Source organism: Phocicoccus schoeneichii (assembly GCF_014635565.1).
Lineage (GTDB): Bacteria > Bacillota > Bacilli > Staphylococcales > Salinicoccaceae > Phocicoccus > Phocicoccus schoeneichii.
Window position 1 is genome coordinate 162414 of record NZ_BMDB01000004.1, and the last position, 18185, is coordinate 180598.

The 18185-nt window shown below is 34.2% G+C and carries 19 protein-coding genes and 1 pseudogene; 7 read left to right on the forward strand and 13 right to left on the reverse strand.

Going from position 1 to position 18185, the window contains the following annotated elements:
• The first annotated feature begins 60 nt into the window (after positions 1–60).
• Positions 61–642: a xanthine phosphoribosyltransferase gene (locus tag IEU51_RS08735; protein ID WP_186088445.1), complete on the forward strand. Its 582-nt coding sequence runs from the start codon at positions 61–63 to the stop codon at positions 640–642.
• The gene (locus IEU51_RS08740; protein ID WP_186088444.1) at positions 639–2012 is read left to right on the forward strand and encodes a nucleobase:cation symporter-2 family protein; all 1374 of its coding nucleotides are present in this window, start codon (positions 639–641) and stop codon (positions 2010–2012) included. The genes IEU51_RS08735 and IEU51_RS08740 overlap by 4 nt, the downstream gene beginning before the upstream one ends.
• Before the next feature lie 37 nt (positions 2013–2049).
• Here the strand turns inward: IEU51_RS08740 and IEU51_RS08745 are convergent, their stop codons facing one another.
• Together IEU51_RS08745 and IEU51_RS08750 are read right to left on the reverse strand one after the other, a co-directional pair.
• The gene (locus tag IEU51_RS08745; RefSeq protein WP_308808184.1) at positions 2050–2529 is read right to left on the reverse strand and encodes a nucleoside deaminase; all 480 of its coding nucleotides are present in this window, start codon (positions 2527–2529) and stop codon (positions 2050–2052) included.
• Positions 2530–2543: 14 nt separating this feature from the next.
• Positions 2544–3503 carry an ABC transporter ATP-binding protein gene (locus IEU51_RS08750; RefSeq protein WP_186088443.1) on the reverse strand — a complete coding sequence of 320 codons (960 nt, stop codon included), beginning with the start codon at positions 3501–3503 and terminating at the stop codon, positions 2544–2546.
• A 96-nt stretch (positions 3504–3599) separates the two neighbouring features.
• On the opposite strand from IEU51_RS08750, the gene IEU51_RS08755 reads away from it, so the two are divergent.
• The 4 genes from IEU51_RS08755 (at position 3600) to IEU51_RS08770 (ending at position 6589) form a co-directional block, all read left to right on the forward strand.
• Positions 3600–4064: an S-ribosylhomocysteine lyase gene (locus tag IEU51_RS08755; RefSeq protein WP_186088442.1), complete on the forward strand. Its 465-nt coding sequence runs from the start codon at positions 3600–3602 to the stop codon at positions 4062–4064.
• Between the two features lie 112 nt (positions 4065–4176).
• Complete coding sequence (locus IEU51_RS08760; protein WP_408634900.1) at positions 4177–5082, forward strand: fructose bisphosphate aldolase; 906 nt, start codon at positions 4177–4179, stop codon at positions 5080–5082.
• Between the two features lie 65 nt (positions 5083–5147).
• Entirely contained in the window at positions 5148–5825 is a 678-nt protein-coding gene (locus IEU51_RS08765) for an RluA family pseudouridine synthase (protein ID WP_186088440.1), read from the forward strand.
• A complete protein-coding gene (locus tag IEU51_RS08770) occupies positions 5825–6589 on the forward strand; it encodes an NRDE family protein (protein WP_186088439.1) in 765 nt (254 codons plus the stop codon). Before IEU51_RS08765 ends, IEU51_RS08770 begins: the two co-directional genes overlap by 1 nt.
• Positions 6590–7395: 806 nt before the next feature.
• Here IEU51_RS08770 and IEU51_RS08775 read toward each other — a convergent pair.
• From IEU51_RS08775 to IEU51_RS08785, 3 genes are all read right to left on the reverse strand, one after another.
• Positions 7396–8415, reverse strand: a complete 1020-nt coding sequence (locus IEU51_RS08775) for a hypothetical protein (protein WP_186088438.1) — start codon at positions 8413–8415, stop codon at positions 7396–7398.
• A 101-nt stretch (positions 8416–8516) separates the two neighbouring features.
• Entirely contained in the window at positions 8517–9554 is a 1038-nt protein-coding gene (locus tag IEU51_RS08780) for a hypothetical protein (RefSeq protein ID WP_186088437.1), read from the reverse strand.
• Positions 9555–9666: 112 nt separating this feature from the next.
• The gene (locus IEU51_RS08785; RefSeq protein ID WP_186088436.1) at positions 9667–11118 is read right to left on the reverse strand and encodes a phospholipase D-like domain-containing protein; all 1452 of its coding nucleotides are present in this window, start codon (positions 11116–11118) and stop codon (positions 9667–9669) included.
• A 95-nt stretch (positions 11119–11213) separates the two neighbouring features.
• Between IEU51_RS08785 and IEU51_RS08790 the strand changes: the two are divergent.
• Positions 11214–11453, forward strand: a pseudogene (locus IEU51_RS08790) (Na+/H+ antiporter NhaC); the annotation flags it as partial.
• 683 nt (positions 11454–12136) lie between these two features.
• Here the strand turns inward: IEU51_RS08790 and IEU51_RS08795 are convergent.
• The 8 genes from IEU51_RS08795 to IEU51_RS08830 form a co-directional block, all read right to left on the reverse strand.
• Positions 12137–12598, reverse strand: a complete 462-nt coding sequence (locus IEU51_RS08795; RefSeq protein ID WP_186088597.1) for a S41 family peptidase — start codon at positions 12596–12598, stop codon at positions 12137–12139.
• Positions 12599–12601: 3 nt separating this feature from the next.
• A complete protein-coding gene (locus tag IEU51_RS08800) occupies positions 12602–12832 on the reverse strand; it encodes a hypothetical protein (protein ID WP_186088435.1) in 231 nt (76 codons plus the stop codon).
• A 141-nt stretch (positions 12833–12973) separates the two neighbouring features.
• Positions 12974–13240, reverse strand: coding sequence for a ribosomal protein L7/L12 (locus tag IEU51_RS08805; RefSeq protein ID WP_186088434.1), 267 nt, complete (start codon positions 13238–13240; stop codon positions 12974–12976).
• Positions 13241–13355: 115 nt separating this feature from the next.
• Positions 13356–13835: an immunoglobulin-like domain-containing protein gene (locus IEU51_RS08810; protein WP_186088433.1), complete on the reverse strand. Its 480-nt coding sequence runs from the start codon at positions 13833–13835 to the stop codon at positions 13356–13358.
• 87 nt (positions 13836–13922) lie between these two features.
• On the reverse strand, positions 13923–14318 hold the full coding sequence (locus IEU51_RS08815) for a MepB family protein (protein WP_186088596.1): 396 nt from the start codon (positions 14316–14318) through the stop codon (positions 13923–13925).
• A gap of 163 nt (positions 14319–14481) precedes the next feature.
• Positions 14482–14793, reverse strand: a complete 312-nt coding sequence (locus IEU51_RS08820) for a putative quinol monooxygenase (protein WP_186088432.1) — start codon at positions 14791–14793, stop codon at positions 14482–14484.
• Positions 14794–14974: 181 nt separating this feature from the next.
• On the reverse strand, positions 14975–15220 hold the full coding sequence (locus tag IEU51_RS08825; RefSeq protein ID WP_186088431.1) for a hypothetical protein: 246 nt from the start codon (positions 15218–15220) through the stop codon (positions 14975–14977).
• A 547-nt stretch (positions 15221–15767) separates the two neighbouring features.
• The gene (locus tag IEU51_RS08830; RefSeq protein WP_308808185.1) at positions 15768–18185 is read right to left on the reverse strand and encodes a DEAD/DEAH box helicase family protein; all 2418 of its coding nucleotides are present in this window, start codon (positions 18183–18185) and stop codon (positions 15768–15770) included.

The following is an 18185-nucleotide window of genomic DNA, read 5'->3' on the forward strand; positions in this document are numbered from 1 at the left end:
ATTGTTGCAAACCTTTTTTTCTGCTATTATTTATAGATAATTATACGATTGGAGATTATCATGAAACTTTTAAAAGACCGTATATTAAAGGACGGTAACGCATTAAGTGAGAATGTTCTCAAAGTAGATTCGTTCCTAAATCACCAAATTGACGCTAAATTAATGAAAGCAGTCGGCGAAGAATTTATAGAACGTTTTAACGATACAGAAATCACAAAAGTGCTTACGCTAGAATCATCAGGAATTGCACCATCTGTTATGGTTGGTTTACAGTTAGACATTCCTGTCGTATTCGGAAGAAAGAGACAATCATTAACTCTAAAAGATGATCTCTATACGTCACAAGTATTTTCATTTACTAAACAAGAAACGAACACAATCGCTGTAGCACGCAAGTTTTTATCTAAAGAAGATAAAGTACTAATCATCGACGATTTCTTAGCAAACGGTGAAGCGGCAAATGCACTGATTGATGTTGTAAACCAATCTGGTGCTGAAATAGTCGGTGTTGGTATTGTCATTGAAAAAGCATTCCAAAGTGGCGGTAAAATCTTACGTGACAAAGGATATCGTGTAGAGTCTCTCGCTCGAATTGAATCGATGTACAATGGTAATATCAAATTTGTAGGTGACGACGAATGAGAGAGGTAAACATGTTTAAAGACATGTCACTTGGACTTCAGCACGTACTCGCGATGTATGCGGGTGCTGTAGTCGTACCTCTAATTATAGGTTTTTCTATTGGCCTTACTACAACTCAACTCACATACTTAATTTCAATCGATATCATGATGTGTGGTGTCGCGACGATTTTACAAGTATGGAAAAATAAATTTATGGGTATCGGGCTCCCTGTTGTTTTAGGATGTACGTTTACAGCTGTCGGACCAATCATCAATATTGCGAATACATATAGTATTGGTTCGGTATATGGTGCGATACTTGTTTCTGGGTTATTTGTTGTTTTAATTGCGAAATATTTTAGTAAACTAATTAAGTTTTTCCCTCCTGTCGTAACTGGCTCTGTTGTTACAATCATTGGTGTGACGCTAATCCCTGTTGCTCTAAATAACTTTGCAGGTGGCCAAGGCTCTGAAGACTTTGCCTCATTACAAAATATCGGACTTGGATTCTTAACGCTTTTAATTATCTTACTTGTTCTGAAGTTTGCGAAAGGATTCTTTGCCTCTATCGCAATCTTGATTGGTATTATTGTCGGTACAATTATTGCATCATTCTTTGGACTCGTGGATTTATCTCCTGTAAAAGACGCATCATGGGTACATTTACCTGTTGTGTTCTATTTTGGGACACCAGAATTTCATCTTGTGCCAATTTTGACAATGATTTTAGTTGCTATGGTGAGCCTTGTTGAATCGACTGGTGTGTATTTTGCACTGGGAGATATTACAGATAAAGACATTCGTGAAGCGGATTTAAAACGTGGATATCGTGCTGAAGGTGTCGCAATCATGCTCGGTGGACTGTTTAACTCTTTACCGTACACTGCATTCAGTCAAAACGTTGGGTTAATTCAACTGTCTGGCGTACGACGTTTACGCATCATCTACATCGCTGGTGTCATGCTCATATTGCTCGGTTTAATGCCAAAAATTGGAGCAGCAACACTCGCTATTCCTGAATCTGTATTAGGTGGCGCGATGATAGCGATGTTCGGTATGGTCATTGCTTACGGAATTAAGATGCTCTCTACAGTTAACTTTGAAAACCAAAATAACCTGATGGTTGTTGCGATTTCAATCGCATTTGGACTTGGAGTTACTGCAGTACCTGACGTGTTTACGTCACTCCCAGCTCGCCTCTCTGTAATCACAGAAAGTGGTATTGTGATGGGAAGTCTTACAGCAATTATTCTTAATCTCATTTTAAACTTTAATTTAGAACCGAACGATGACATTAAGGATCAGATGTTTGAAGTCACTCCAGACGATGAAAACACTGAACCTGAAACAGAAATTGAAATTAATGAAGATACTGAGGCGCATAAATAATAGGAAAGCCATCTGAATCGTTCAGATGGCTTTTTTGTTACTGATTATAATATTGTCTTTGAAGTTCTTTCACTCTATCTTCAAATTCTTTTACAGGTCCTACTACTTCGATATCAGTCACGATATCTTCGATTGATAGTGGTTTGATATTGCCTTTACTCACTCCAAATTCGTCTTGCCATTCCCTAAACTGTTTACTACTTGTCGCGTATACAATTTTACCTAGTCCATTAATGCCATGCGCTGTCGCGCACATCGGACAATGTTCACCTGACGTGTACACAACAGAATTCTTTCTCTCTTCTGGTGTCATATTTTGACTCGCCCATCTTGTAATCTCGAACTCTGGATGTCTCGTATTGTCTCCAGTAGAAACATGGTTATAGTCTTTAAATAAAACTTCGCCTTTGTCATTAACGAGTACAGAACCAAATGGCTGATCCCCTTCTTTGAGCGCAATTTCTGCTTGTTGTACAGCAAGCTCTAAAAATTCTAAATCTTTTTCTGTAATCATCATTACCACTCCATTTTTTAATTAAAAGTTGCAATATTAGATTCATCCATTGTGATATGAATCGTTTGACCGACTTCTAGATCCACTCTAGTCGTCACGAGTACAAATGGATGTGCATCATATTCAAAGTGTACCCAATTTTCTTGTCCTAAATAATCAATAGATGTAATTACTACAGGTTCACCTAGGTGGCTATCAGAAATTTTAATATGTTGCGGACGAATTCCAAAAAGTGTCCCCACATCATTTTTAAATAAATTCATTTTAGGTGTGCCAATAAACTTTCCAACGAAAGGCGTCATAGGCTCTAAATAAATTTCACGCGGTGTACCGATCTGCTCGATCGTTCCGTTGTTGATAATCATAATACGATCCGCAAGTGTCATCGCTTCTGTTTGGTCATGTGTCACAAAAATAAGCGTCGTGTTATTTTCTTTATGAAATACTTTTAATTCTTCGCGTAATTTTAGACGAAGATCCGTGTCTAAGCTAGATAAAGGCTCATCCATCAATATGATATCCGCTTCCGTTGCAAGTGCACGTGCTAATGCGACTCGTTGCTTTTGCCCGCCAGATAACTCATTCGGATAACGTTTTAATAATTTTTCGATATGTAGCTTTTTCGCGATTGTATCCACGCGAGTATTTATATCCGTCTTATTCATTCGTTTTGATTTTAATGCGAACGCGATATTATTATACACACTCATATGCGGATAAAGTGCAAAATCCTGAAAGACAAACGACACATTCCGAGTCTTTGGAGACTCATGTGTAACCGCTCTCCCCTCCATAATAATCTCGCCGGAATCTGGTTTTATAAGTCCAGCGATTAAATTTAGGATTGTACTCTTACCTGAACCAGAAGGTCCTACAATAACAAACGCTTCTCCTCTTTCGACAGAAAAATCAATTGTTTTCAATATTTGATTGTCTTCATATGATTTAAACACATCATTAAACTGGATCTTTTTCATAGTTTCATTATAGCAAGTTTATACGCGAATTTCTTGAGCACGCGTGTTTTGTTCGTTAATATAGAGTAATGAAGCATTAATGTGAGGAGTAATTTTATGAAAAAATATAACGTTGAAAGTTTTAACCTAGATCATACAAAAGTAGAGGCTCCGTTTATTCGTTTAGCCGGCACAGTAGATGGTGCAAATGGAGATAAGGTTCATAAATATGATCTTCGATTTAAACAACCAAATAAAACATTCTTAAAAATGCCAGTCATGCATACCTTGGAGCATTTGATGGCTGAGAACATGAGAAATCACTACGAGAATGTGATTGATTTAAGCCCAATGGGTTGTCAGACTGGTTTTTATCTTACAGTATTCAATGATGACAACTCTGAAAATATTGCAGAAGCACTAGAAAAAACATTACACGATGTTTTAGAAGCAACTGAAATTCCAGCACAAAATGAAGTCCAATGTGGGTTCGCGAAGAGTCACGACCTTGATGGGGCTAAAAATACTGCTCAAGAAATGCTAGATGGTAAAGATGCTTGGCACCAAATTTTTGCTGAGTAGGTTTTTATCTGAAATATTCTTTTAAATAGCACTATTATGCGATTCACCAAGAAAATAATTGCACTTTTGTGTAAAGTTTAGCATACTATAAATGAAGCGTTTTTATAAAATTATGGGGAGTGTCGACTTTAACATGTCACAGTTAGAAAAAGTTAAAAATGGCAAAGGTTTTATCGCTGCATTAGACCAAAGTGGTGGTTCTACACCAAAAGCATTAAAATTATATGGTGTAAATGAAGATCAGTATAACAATGAAGACGAAATGTTTGATCTTGTTCACGAAATGAGAACACGCATTGTTACTTCACCAAGTTTCACTGGTGAGCACATCTTAGGCGCGATTTTATTCGAACAAACGATGGACCGTGAAGTCGAAGGTAAATACACTGCTGATTATTTAATTGAAAAAGATGTTGTGCCTTTCTTAAAAGTAGACAAAGGTCTGGCTGATGAAGAAAATGGTGTTCAATTAATGAAAGATATGCCTGAACTTGATGCACTTCTTGACCGTGCAAATGAAAGAAATATCTTTGGAACTAAAATGCGTTCTGTAGTGAACAGTTTTAACGAAGAAGGTATTAAAGCTGTTGTTGATCAGCAATTTGAAGTTGGTAAACAAATCTTGGCAAAAGGTTTAGTTCCAATTATCGAACCAGAAGTTAACATTAACTCTGCTGATAAAAAAGAAATCGAAACGTTATTAAATAAAGAAATTTTAGCACACTTAGACGACCTTTCTGAAGGTGAAGAAGTGATGTTAAAATTAACAATTCCAACAGAAGCAAATCTTTACGAAGATTTAGTTAACCATCCACGTGTAATCCGTGTAGTTGCGTTATCTGGTGGATACTCTAGAGACGAAGCTAACGAATTACTTAAGAAAAACAATGGTATCCTAGCAAGCTTCTCACGTGCATTAACTGAAGGATTATCTGCAAATCAATCAGATGATGAGTTCAACTCTGATTTAAAGAAATCAATTGAATCAATCTACGATGCATCTGTAAACAAAAACTAAAATTTAGATTTAACTGAAACGTAGTGCTACAATAATAGCACTACGGTTTTTTTTGAGGTTTATTTATGGATTTAAAAATTATTTATGAAGACAATCATACAATTGTGGTAGAAAAGCCAGCCAATACCCCTGTCCAAGAAGATGCGTCTAAGGATAAGGACTTATTCACCATGATTAAAGAATACATAAAAGTAACATACAACAAGCCAGGTAATGTGTATTTGGGTCTCGTTCATCGACTGGATCGCCCTACTGCCGGTCTGATTGTATTTGCCAAGACATCAAAGGCAGCAAGCCGTTTATCTAACGCATTAAGACTCCGTCAAGTCGAGAGAAAATATCTTGCAGTCGTGCATGGGAAACTTGAGGGCACAGGGAAACTCGTTGATTATATGGTGAAGAACAAAAAGACGAATACGTCTAGGGTTGTTCCGAAGGATTATAGGGATGCAAAAAAAGCAGTGTTAACTTATGAAGTGTTAGATACAGTGGATAATTTTTCACTCGTTTCAGTGGAACTCGAAACAGGACGCTCACATCAAATCAGAGTGCAATTTCAAAATCTCGGACACCCACTATTTGGAGATCAGCGTTACGGACAAGATGTGAATAAAGTCGGGGACCAACTTGCTCTATTTGCATATGAGTTAAATTATAAACATCCAACACAAAATAAAATGATTGAGACACTAGAAATGCCACCAAGTGTTTATCCTTGGAATCTATTTAATTTGGAGAAATAATGATGTGTGTAATTAATTTTAAATTGAAAGACGATCCAAAATATAAATTAGTCATCGCTGCAAATCGTGATGAATCATACAACCGCCCCGCTACACCAGCAGCTTTTCATGGAGATATTTTATACGGAACAGATGAAGTGCGTGGTGGCACGTGGCTTGGGATTACGAAAACTGGACGCATTGCGATGATTACGAATGTGCGTAATTTAGAGGAAATGTCTAAAAATAGTCCGTTGTCACGTGGAGACATTGTGTTAGACTTTTTAAAATCAGACGATACGCCAGAAGACTTCCTAATGCATTTAAGAACAGAGAGCAAAGACTACGGTGGATTCAATGTATTATTAGGAGACGCGGAGTCACTTTATTACATGAATAACTATGATAATAAGATAGAAAAAGTGACCGAAGACATTCACGGATTATCGAACGCATCGCTCGACACACCATGGGCGAAAGTTCAGCTAGGTAAACATACATTAGACACACTCACTGGAAACATTGAATTAGATAAACACACTCTCCTTACATTATTGCAGTCAAAAGAAAAAACATATGATCACAACCAACATACTGGTGTTGGGGAATCTATGGAATACAATCTTTCGAGTCAGTTCATTGAATTAGAAGAGATGGAGTACGGAACGAGATGCTCGACAGTCATTTTAATTACACAAGACGGAAACGTACACTTTGTAGAGCGCACATATGATAGAGGAAAGTTTGTCTTTGATACAGAATTTAATTTTAAGATAGAACAATAGATGAGAGTGCGCGCGAGCACTCTCTTTTTTCATGCGCATTCACAAAAAAAGAGTGTGTTTTTATCTTGTTCGAGTGGACGGAAAGCGTGATTATAATGGAAACGTCATGTCTAATTTTAGATTTAAGAAACCACGTGACGTTTAGAAGTTAATCGAGGCGTGGAATTCTTGTTTGATAAAAACCACGTCCCGATTAGAAGTTAATCAAGGCGCGGAATTCTTGTTTGATGAAAACTACGTCCTGATTAGAAGTTAATCGAGGCGTGGAATCCTTGTTTGATAAAAACTACGCCCCGATTAGAGGTTAATCGAGGCGTGGAATTCTTGTTTGATGAAAACTACGTCCTGATTAGAGGTTAATCAAGGCGTGGAATTCTTGTTTGATAAAAACCACGTCCCGATTAGACGTTAATCAAGGCGTGGAATCCTTGTTTGATGAAAACTACGTCCTGATTAGAGATTAATCAAGGCGTGGAATCCTTGTTTGATAAAAACTACGCCCCGATTAGAGGTTAATCAAGGCGTGGAATTCTTGTTTGATAAAAACCACGTCCTGATTAGAGGTTAATCAAGTCGTGGAATCCTTGTTAGATAAAAACTACGCCCCGATTAGAGGTTAATCAAGGCGTGGAATCCTTGTTAGATAAAAACTACGCCCCGATTAGAAGTTAATCAAGGCGTGGAATCCTTGTTTGATAAAAACTACGCCCCGATTAGAAGTTAATCAAGACGTGGAATCCCTTCTAGTTAGGAAAATAATTCTATAAAAAAAGAGCGTGCGTTTTACGCACACTCTGGTTTTTATCTTATAACCCTTCTGGTCTTTTAATTTTGTTTGCTGAGTGGTTTCCGTAATCTTCAAATTCTGCGTGGACTTCAATTTGGAGTGATTGACTTGCGTTTTGACCCTTAACTCTCGAAATCACGATCACGTCTTCGAGTGTATTGTCATCTTTGTCTACACTATACACAACGTTGAATTTAAGCGTGCTTAAATCCGCATTTTGATATTGGAAGTTATAGATTTCACTTAACGTTTCAGTCATTTTATTTTGTGGTCCTGAATATTCTAAGTAATAATTATCGTCATCTTCAAACACTTTGAAGACTTCTTTGTTATCGAAAGCTGCTGATTTAAGGTTATTTGTTAAACCATAGACTGCATGTTCTTTATCACCAAGTGATTGTTCAGTCCATGTACCATTCTGATAGGCATATGCTTTACCCTCTTCTTCATATGAGAGCATGTAGAATTCGCCCGTTTGTTTGTCTGCAATTTCAGTGTACATTTTTGCAGGTGACGATTCGTCGATCATTGACCGCGTCACAACTGCATCATAGTTTGCTGTCTCTCCATCTTTTACTCTCAAAATTAGATAGTTATTTAAAATATAGTTCGCTGCATTTGGTACTTTACCAAGAACGTCATCTACAGTTTTGCTACTTGGCTGTTTACCCTCTAACTCTTGACCGAATTCCATTGCTTTTTGTCCGAGTAATGGTGTAGTATCATCACCAATTTTGTATTCTTTTTCAGACTCCCCTACAACTTCATCTTCAGTTGCTGAGTCATCTGACTCTGTCTCTGTCACACCTTCAGTTGTGCTGCTTGATTCTTCTGAATCATCCGCTTCAACATCACTTTCAGTCGTACGACTTGAGTCATCTGTCTCTTCTTCCTCATCATCTTTATTCTCAGTTTCAGCTGTCGCTTCTTCAGTTTTATTGTCATCTTTAATGTCCGCGGACTCTTCATCCGACTTATCTCCACAGGCTGCCAGTGTGATCGATAGTAATAGTACGACTAAAAGTTTTAAATACTTCATATTTTTTCACTCCTGTTTATAAATATAATTATTAATTTATTCCCTACTAGATAAAGAACGAAACAAAAAAGTGTGCAAATTTTGCACACTCTAAGTAAAAGTTATAATCCTTGTGGTTTCGTAATCTTACTTGCAGGGTGATTTCCATAATCATCAAACTCTACGTGTACTTCAATTTGTAGAGTTTCATTCGGATTTTGCCCCTTCACTCTTGAGACGAAAATAAAATCGTCTAGTGTTTTATCTTCTTTGTCGAAGCTATAAAGCACATTATATTTAAGTGTATTTAAATCCACTTTTGTATACCTTACATTGTATGAGTCACTGATTGATTTTGTGAGCTCGTTTTCAGGACCAGAGTATTCTAGATAAAACTGATCATCATCTTCAAATACTTTGAAATCGCTGTTGTTTTCATCTGCGATAGATACAAGATTCTCAGCTAGACCGTACATGACGTGGTCTTTTCCTTCAAGAGGAAACTCAACCCAAGACCCTTGATCATAAACGTAAGCTTTACCATTTTCCTCGTAGTTGAACATTCTAAATTCACCTGTGTTTTTATCAGCAACTTCAGTATAAATCTTTGCTGGGTCCGCTTCGTCAACCATTGAACGTGTAACCGTCGCGTCATAGTTTGTCGTTGATTCATTCTTCACTCTCATAATGAGGTAGTTATTTAAAATATAGTTTGGAGAATCTGGTGCTTCTGCGATAATTTCTTGTGCTTTAAGAGAACTCTCTTCTTTCCCTTCTAATTCTTCACCAAACTCAATCGCTTTTGTTCCAAGTAATGGCGTCGTATCATCACCGATTTTGTACTCTTTCTCTGATGTACTAACTACCTCCTCCTCAGTCGCGCTATCATCAGTTTCGTTATCTGATTCAGTCGAATCGTCCGAAGAATCAGTGTCAGTGTCGGCATCGTCTGATTCTGATTCACTTTCAGTATCACCCTCTGTCGCACTATCTGAGTCGGCTGTGCCATCTGCTGCCTCAGTGTTTTCAGTTTCTGTCTCAGCCGTCTCTTCAGTTTTATTTTCATCTTTAGTATCTGCGGACTCTTCATCCGACTTGTCTCCACATGCGGCGAGCGTAATTGATAAAAATAGTACAGCCAATAGCTTTAAGTATTTCATATTTTCACTCCTACTTTTAATATTTACTAAACCTATTCCCTAGAAAATCTTCAACAAACAGAAAATGATGTAAAGTTTCTGTAAATATAAAAAACCAAGACAAATGTCTTGGTTAAAATGTGGATAGACCGAGCCCTTCTTGAATTCTGTATAGAATTGTTTTCATTATACTATCTTCAGCTTCTTCCTCATAATCGAGCGTGTAAATACCATTTTTGTTATTCCAAAGTCTATCGTAATATTCATTCATGGAAATCATTTCTTCGCTGTCCGAATTTGACTTAACAACAAGGTCGGTTTCTAAGTTTAAATCTTTCAAGTTACGTCTTGTGAAGTTAGATGAACCCACAATCAAAGTTGAATCTTCACCATTATCATGCAGCATAAACTTTGCATGAAACTGCTCACCATGAGACTTATACCAACGAATTTCTGGAGGATTTTTATAATTCATTAACTCACTCGCCACAGGCTTGTTTGGAATACCGTTCTTCTCATTACCAAAAGCATCTTGGTTAATATCTAAAATCAGTTGCACCTGCACATCGCGATCTAACGCCTTCTTCAGTGCTTTAATAAATCCACGATCCGAAAGATAAAACACACCGATTTTAAGAGAATCCCCCGCTTCAGCTTCATTCACTGTGTCAATTAGCGCTTCTCTAATCTTACCTTCAGTGACGAGAGAAATTTCGTATTCACCTGTGTTTTTATCAGTTTCGACTTCGTACTTCTTAATTTTAGATGTATCATATCCTGAAAAATCTAAAACAGCAGTTTCACTTTTTAATAAATCGTTCAAAGTATCTCCAGAAAACCGCACTGCAATATTAGAGTGCAAGCTCGAACCATCATGTGGATTAAGTGACGCAATGACCGCTTCTTTCTCATTCATGATTGTCTTGCGGTGATTGGCTTTGAAGTTTAAGAGTCTTAAATAACTCCCAATACCCACTTTGTCATCCATCGGACGAAGTGCGTTTGGTAAAATTTTCAGACCACCTGGTTTTATCCAAGTAAGAAACATCCTGTAATAACCACCGTATAGATAGTTAGAATCTCTTAATTTAGACAGATCCGTTTCTATAACATCAATTCCAGCATCACGTAATTTTTTGTATACGTGCGTGTCATATGTACCATAAAAAGAGTTGATGGGATCTGTGATGACGGTAATTGGAATGTCAGACTCTTGTTTCTTTTGTACTAAACGAGCTGCAAAATCCTCAGACAAAGTTGGGAACTCAAGTGTGTCGTGATTATAGTCATCGTTAAATAAGAACATGTCGACGAGGAGAAAATCCTCAGCATGATCGATCACTTCGTACATCGTTTCAACAATTTCTTGCTCATGATGGACTGCTTTGTTTTTATCTTCATATGTCACATCATAGAGTAGGTCTAAATCATCTGTTTTAACAAAATCAGACTGAGTAGAAATCCCTTTAGGGAGTGGCTTAAAGAGCGAATAGACCCCAACGAAAAGCGGGATAGCAACGAGAATCGCCACCGCACCAACAGTCACCCTGACAAACCTTCGCCTACGATAATTCTTTTTTGTCATAAGAACACCTCACGATACCTATTTGATTATTATTATACAGGAAATGAGTGAATTTACTTTTAGAAAGGAGTAAACAGATTGTAAATTATAGTTCAACAATTTTAGGAAGTTTAATTATTGTATTCACATCAGGAGTAGCGTCCATCTCAATTATTATGGTTGGTGTATTAATGTTTGTACCATGGGGCGTCTCTGCTATTTATTACTTAGAAGTGCTTGGAGTCGGAGTTGGAGATTACTGGATTTGGGCAGTTCCATGTTACCTATGTATCGTATTCGCTATGATTTATGGAATTACAGGAATTGGTTTAGGAATGAAGAAGAAAGAAGCATAACTCTTTATAGAACTATTGGTTAGTAGTAATTTAAACCAATAAAATAAGCTTTAATCATGATAAAACCCGTATTTCATTGAAATACGGGTTTTATGTATGAAACTAGGAATGAAGGAAATCCTAGTTGTATTCTTAAATTGGTATATTAAAAGGTATTATTCACGCTTATTTTAAGGATAGTTCATGTGATTACATTAAGCAAGGGTAAAAGGGTATTATTCACGAATTTCTTTTCTTGCAGTATACACTGTAAACTCTGTATACATAATTTACATGGTTTACATCGTTTACAAGGTTTACAGGGTATACAAGAGTCACTTTTATAATTTCATCGGTCGAGAGTGTTATAAAGATAAATACAGCAGTTTTTTCGTTCATTCTTACGCTTTAAAATGTCCTACTCTAGCATTAACACCTGAGTGTCTCTAAATGCTCTTATAATCGATTTTAAAGCGTCAATATTATTGATTTTAAACATCTAAACTTAATTCAAGTAAATTTCTTGCTAATCTATCAGAGTTTTACATAAATAGGTTAGATTAAACACTATGACAAGCTTAAATATTTAAAAGAAAAAAGGACAGAGCAGTAAACCTACTCTATCCTAGTTATATCAATTGTTATAGCTATTTTATCCAGTTTGTCTTAATTGCAATTATGACAAACTCATTAAAGGTCTATATTTAATTTTTTCTATTTATCTCTTCTATAGTTTTATCAAAAGCATCTTGCTCTTCATCAATTAGTATATCTGGAGTTGTTCCATACTTTTCATTCCCAGTTCCATCAGGATTTAATCCATACAACATACTGAACCTAACTATTAGTCCACTATTTGGGAGGCTAATTAAGATAGGATCTGCTACTCCTCCATCTCCCCCAGTATTTGTTCCAACTAATGTTGCAAAATCTGTATTTTTTGAAAACATTGCAAAATTTTCTGAAGAAGAGTATACATCTTCACTTACCAGTATCCATATCTTTCCCTGAAATAGCTTTTCATCATATTTGGGCTTAATCTTTTGAGTATCTAATACATAGTGAGAATAATTTGAGTTTTTAGTATTAATCTCTAATGATTGTGGAAGATTACTAATTGGTTTAATTTCACCTTCATTAAACTTAGATTCTAAAATATGATTTATACTTTACATTATTACAAAATAGCCCATGCATAAAGCTATGATTGACAGTATATAATGAAGTGCTTGCAACCATTCTTTATTCTTTATGCCTACAATTACATTTAAGCTTCCAACAACTATAACCGCTGCAACACTTATCAACCATGTAAACATTCCTCTTACAAATATAAACTCAAAAACTGCTAATACACCTACGATTAAAAATGCATACTGTAAATATTTAATATTTTTCATAATATCTCTCCTTTTACATCGAATATATAATTGCATATAAATCTACTTACTATGTTGCAATTATATATTCTTTATTTCTATTTATTTTTTGTATAAACTTTACTCAATTACTACTATTACAAACTATTTTCTTATATTTAGTTAAAAGCTTTTTTCATCTAAATTATCAACATATTCTTTGGCTTCCTTAAGCCCCATTCCTGTTTCTTGTCTCAATCTTTTTATAGCTGGTATTTTTTTATTATCTGCTATAAGTTCTTTTAGTTCTTCATCAATGTTTACATCTTCAATTCCTAGATAGTCCATTATCTGATCTAATTTTTTATCCATATGTTTTATCTTTGCATCTGAAGGGTCGGATGAAGCTAATAATAGCACTATTATAGTTAATAATAAGCTTGTTTCCATGCGAACAAGCTCCTTTTTTATTTAAGATAGAGTTTTACTCAATTAGCATTAAGTCAAACTAGACTTTTCTAGTTTAAAAGCTATTTAGTGCATTTTATAAATATATTACCTTGATCTAATCAATTGTGAACTCTGCTGCTAAATTATATTCATCAAAATCTCCTGTGTCTCTAAAATCTAATATTTTTTTAACTATACGGTATTCACCGGTATCTAAATCTCCATAAAGCCAATTCCAATCAATTGTGAACTCTTCATTTGCCGATGGAGCTAACTCATAACCGATACCATTAAATCCGTATTCATCTATGATAATAGGTACTTGATACCAACTTCCTTTAATTTTCTTTTCAATCAGAAAGTCATCGCTATATACACATTGTTTATCAGAGTTATTCTCAAATATTACTGTCAACCCTGTTGGAGAGACACTATCTTCTTTGATATTCATAGAAACACCATCAAAGTTATTGACTGTATCATATTGTGTAGGTTCCCAATCATTTACTGCTGTTGAATCTCCATTTCCATTGCTACAAGCAACTAATAAAACACTTACTAGCAGTGTAAGAGCTAAAAATAGATTTTTTTTCATCAAATACCCTCCTCTTTTTTTTGAGTTTGTCTTAATTGCATTTTTGACAAACTCAACAATGAAATTTTTTACAAGTTTATATAAAAATTAGCGAGAATATAACTCAATTATTTTTTGGTTGGTTGTTTCATCTGATTCGCTAAAATCAATAAAATATTTTTGTTGCCAGTTTTGAGTTTTCTTTGCTTGGTCACTGGCAGGTAAATCCCAACTAGGATAAACTCTGATTCCCATCTTTCCTTTACTAGAGTGAGAAGTTAGAATTTTTTTATTCAACAAAATGTCTTTTGGAAAAACAAATTGTCCTAATTTATTCTCACTTTCAAAAGTATTAATGACTAATAAATCAGGAGCAGTTTCATGACCATAAGGCTGATTTACATTATCCTGATCTTTTTCCCAAAAAGCAACGAATTGTCCAACTTTTGTAGGTGTTGCATTCGCAACTCTGAATCGTACAGTTTTTGAATCTAGCTTAAATATTTAAAAGAAAAAAGGACAGAGCAGTAAACCTACTCTATCCTAGTTATATCAATTGTTATAGCTATTTTATCCAGTTTGTCATATTTGCATTTGTGACAAACTGATGCTTTTTCAAATCATATTCTATTTTTCAACTATCATCTCCAAATGAAAAAATGTAAAATTAGAGAGATATTCCTTTTCCTCCACTTATTTTTAAAGTATTAATATTTTCCATTCCTGTAAGAATTGGTTTCGCTCTTTCGATTAACAATTGAGTTGACTCAAGTGATAACGATGCTTTATGTGCATCTTCGTTATCCCAAACTTCATAAACAAATACAGCATTTGGTTCCTCATCAGATGTACTTATTAGATATATCTGACATTCTTCTAGATTTTTCATAGATTCCGCTGCTTCCAATAGAATAGATACTAATTTGTCACGGTCATCTTCTTTCACTAATAATTTACCATATAATCCAAATTTACTCATATATATCCTCCTTATTATATTTAGTTTTTTTCTCTTTTTACTAACTATAAATTATTATTAGAATATTCAATAGTTACCCTGTTTTTGATTAAATTATACCACGTAACCAAAATTAAAGATAAAATAGTATTATCAGTTTTACTCAATTCTTATTGTGACAAACTAAAATTATAAAAACTTTTTATCTTTTTTTCTTATCAGAATCTCCCCATTCCAATAAAGTTCTATCATACCAAGTTATTTTATCAGGATCTGTTTTTTCATATCTTTTTATTAGTTGCATTAATTTTAATTTAGTTAGTTCTACTTTTCTTTTTAATGTATTTGTCTTAACATCATAAACATTTACTATTATCATTTCAGTTTCTTCATCTGCAGTTAAATTATATCTTTCGTATTTACTAATTAAATCATAGTCAAGTTTCATGTTTTCTCCTCCTAACATAAAATATTTTTTGATCTTATTTACTTGATACCCATCTAAAAAATCTTATTTATAATAACCCTACTAACATAATGAAAAAATATTTTTTACCATTTTTTTTATTATGTTAGTTATAACAACCGAAGGGCGTTAGGTATATTTAAAACAGCTTTTTTAAACCTTAATATTTTCATTTAATTTTATTATTATTTCTTAATCGAGCGAAGCGACATTCATAAAAAATTGAGTTTACGAAAAATTTTATGTAAGAGGTTATAGGAAACTTCCTATCAGAGCAAAACTTTAGTATTAGGATTTGTATATACAAACCCGTTGCTTGCCTACCAAAAATCTTTTAATTTGGAAGGTAAGCAAAAACTAATTTTAGGCGTTTGTCATGACAAACCCGTTGCTTGCCTTACATATTTTAAAAAAAATTGAAGGCGAGCAAAAAATTAAAGTTTTGGGTTTGTCGGACAAAACCGTTGCTTGCCTTCCAACACTTTTGAAATTATTTTTACATGAACTTCTTTGTTTTTATAATTTTATTTTATTTTTTTAAAGTCTTTTCTATAAAATCCTTTCTAAATCTTTCTTTTAATTCAGGAGTTTCTGAATAAAATTTAATTCCCAGCAAGCGAACTTCTTCATTTTCAGTTAATACTTCTACATCTTCTCTTTCCCCAAGGGAAGATAAAAAATCTTCTTTCCATTTATCTTGAAGCCTTAAATGATCTCCTTTAGGTTCTAAAAATATTTGGTAAGTACAGTTTTCATCTTGAAGATATAATAAAAAGTCTGGCATAAATCCTCTTGTTCCATCTATCTCAACTATCTTTATTTTACGTTCATTTCTAATCAGATAAACTTCATTATATTTTTCTTTTAATTGTTTTATATAATCATTAATGAAATTTATAAATGAATTTTCCCAAGAGTTCACAATCGCTTTATCATAAATAAACCAATCATGATCTCGCATGTTTCGAGGCTGTACTAATTCATCTATATCTGAAATTCCTTGATTGACTTTGTTTAATTCAATTTGATAATCATTAATTAATTTTGAAAATTTTACACCTTCAAAGACAGGCGTCCCACGATTTTTCATATAGTTTAGTCGAATCTTCTTCTCCATGGATTCAAAGAATTTTTCTACCATTTCTAGTTTTGTGATTGGATCTAAGTCCTTTATTTCAGTTTCAGAAGGTAAAGAAACATATAAAGTTAAATCGCCTAAAAAATCCTTACTCTCTATAAAGGTTTTCATACTTGAAATGGAAGGCATATAATTTTTTAGATTACTATAATGAAAAAACGGTCTTCTCTGAATGGCTTTTTGAATATATTTTTCTTCCACCTTCCAGCTGACTTCATGAGTTTGAGTAGCTACTTTATGGGTTATTTTGCTTCCATATTTCTGTTCAATCGCCATTTCAAACGGTATATCAAAGACAGTTGAAACATTGTACTTTTCTAAAGTGTTATAATCTTCTGCTGTTGTTTCAATTAATTTATTGATATAGATCTTTCCCTCTTTAAAAATAGGATTCTTTTTAAAAGAAGGTTTGATCTTTACTTCTAAATGATGGTATTTATCTTCTTTTACTTGAATATTAGCTGATTTTAAAGACTTCTCTAGATTTTTAATATAGGCATTATCATTGATTGTATGATAGTGAAGCGACTCAATCACTCTTAGTTCAGAGTTTTCTCCCCCAAAATCAAAACGTCTGGTATAGGAATCTTCATCTTTGTATTCAAAAGGATAATATCTCGCACCACGACCGATTAATTGTGCTTCACTGTCCGTTGTTGCCTTTGTTTTTGTTGCTCCTTCACTAATACGGACAATATCAAAGAGATTAAGAACATCCCAACCCTCATTTAGCCTTGCAACTGCGAAAATAACACGAATAGGGTTATTAGCTTCTTCTAAACTATTTAAAATCAAAGCATTTTCTTCTGATAAAAAATCTCTGTCATTTGCATTTAAAAGATTTCCTTCTGCAAAATCCCATTTTAAGTCCTGAACCACTTGATTGAGGTCTATCTTTTTATAGTAAGCGAACATACTGCTCCAAATACTTTGCTGATGCTTATAGATAGCATAGCCATTTTCTATTACTTCTTTTAATTCTTCTGCTTCTAAACCTTTAATTAGATTAATAAACTTCTCTTGAGCATTTTGAGAGTTTTTAATCAGGTTCGATTTAAAAAATATAATCGGTTTTAAGTCGATTCCATGATCTCTTGCAACATATTTTCTATATTGGCTTAACAAAACACTGTTTAACATCTTATTTCTATCTTCTTCATCAGCTCGTAAAAGCATGACATTCTTTGAATAGCCATCTCTCATAAATTGCCTTAAATCATACTGGTAAACAATTTTATCCCGATACTTTTCAAATAAGACATCTTTCGTTAAATCAATCGTTGCAGTGTACTCTAACAGTCGGTTAGCTGGATTTAGCTTTAATAAACGATTAACAGTGTTTTCCCACGTTCTTTCTTCTTGTTCTTTTGTATTAAGTTTTCTTTTATCTCTACGAGTCCAGGCATTAATGTGGTGGGCTTCATCTGCTAAAAGAACAATCTCCAATTCTTCCAATCCTTCAAAGGTTAAAGAGTTCTCTCTTGGCTCTGTTAGGTCTAAGTGAAGCTTTTGTATGGTGGTTAGCTTTAAATAGATTGTGTGAGGGTCTGGTAAGCTTGGAAAGACATCAACAATCTGGATATCAATCTGATTTCCATCAATGACAATCCCTTCTTTTCTAAATAAATACTTCAAAGAGTTTGTATTGGTCAAATTGTCTTTCGTTTTTTTAATAATAGCGTCACTATTTACAAAAAATATAAAGTTCTGCTTGTTTTGTTCCTTGTATAGATAAAGGATATTAGAAGCTAAAACAAGCGTTTTTCCTGATCCTGTTGCCATATGAAAAAGTAAATGATTAGAGTACAT

Excerpts from the sequence above, each read along its gene's own strand:
- IEU51_RS08735 (WP_186088445.1), top strand. The coding sequence starts at position 61 with ATGAAACTTTTAAAAGACCGTATATTAAAGGACGGTAACGCATTAAGT.
- IEU51_RS08740 (WP_186088444.1), top strand. The coding sequence starts at position 639 with ATGAGAGAGGTAAACATGTTTAAAGACATGTCACTTGGACTTCAGCAC.
- IEU51_RS08745 (WP_308808184.1), bottom strand. The coding sequence starts at position 2,529 with ATGATGATTACAGAAAAAGATTTAGAATTTTTAGAGCTTGCTGTACAA.
- IEU51_RS08750 (WP_186088443.1), bottom strand. The coding sequence starts at position 3,503 with ATGAAAAAGATCCAGTTTAATGATGTGTTTAAATCATATGAAGACAAT.
- IEU51_RS08755 (WP_186088442.1), top strand. The coding sequence starts at position 3,600 with ATGAAAAAATATAACGTTGAAAGTTTTAACCTAGATCATACAAAAGTA.
- IEU51_RS08760 (WP_408634900.1), top strand. The coding sequence starts at position 4,177 with ATGGGGAGTGTCGACTTTAACATGTCACAGTTAGAAAAAGTTAAAAAT.
- IEU51_RS08765 (WP_186088440.1), top strand. The coding sequence starts at position 5,148 with ATGGATTTAAAAATTATTTATGAAGACAATCATACAATTGTGGTAGAA.
- IEU51_RS08770 (WP_186088439.1), top strand. The coding sequence starts at position 5,825 with ATGATGTGTGTAATTAATTTTAAATTGAAAGACGATCCAAAATATAAA.
- IEU51_RS08775 (WP_186088438.1), bottom strand. The coding sequence starts at position 8,415 with ATGAAGTATTTAAAACTTTTAGTCGTACTATTACTATCGATCACACTG.
- IEU51_RS08780 (WP_186088437.1), bottom strand. The coding sequence starts at position 9,554 with ATGAAATACTTAAAGCTATTGGCTGTACTATTTTTATCAATTACGCTC.
- IEU51_RS08785 (WP_186088436.1), bottom strand. The coding sequence starts at position 11,118 with ATGACAAAAAAGAATTATCGTAGGCGAAGGTTTGTCAGGGTGACTGTT.
- IEU51_RS08800 (WP_186088435.1), bottom strand. The coding sequence starts at position 12,832 with ATGAAAAATATTAAATATTTACAGTATGCATTTTTAATCGTAGGTGTA.
- IEU51_RS08805 (WP_186088434.1), bottom strand. The coding sequence starts at position 13,240 with ATGGAAACAAGCTTATTATTAACTATAATAGTGCTATTATTAGCTTCA.
- IEU51_RS08810 (WP_186088433.1), bottom strand. The coding sequence starts at position 13,835 with ATGAAAAAAAATCTATTTTTAGCTCTTACACTGCTAGTAAGTGTTTTA.
- IEU51_RS08820 (WP_186088432.1), bottom strand. The coding sequence starts at position 14,793 with ATGAGTAAATTTGGATTATATGGTAAATTATTAGTGAAAGAAGATGAC.
- IEU51_RS08825 (WP_186088431.1), bottom strand. The coding sequence starts at position 15,220 with ATGAAACTTGACTATGATTTAATTAGTAAATACGAAAGATATAATTTA.
- IEU51_RS08830 (WP_308808185.1), bottom strand. The coding sequence starts at position 18,185 with ATGTACTCTAATCATTTACTTTTTCATATGGCAACAGGATCAGGAAAA.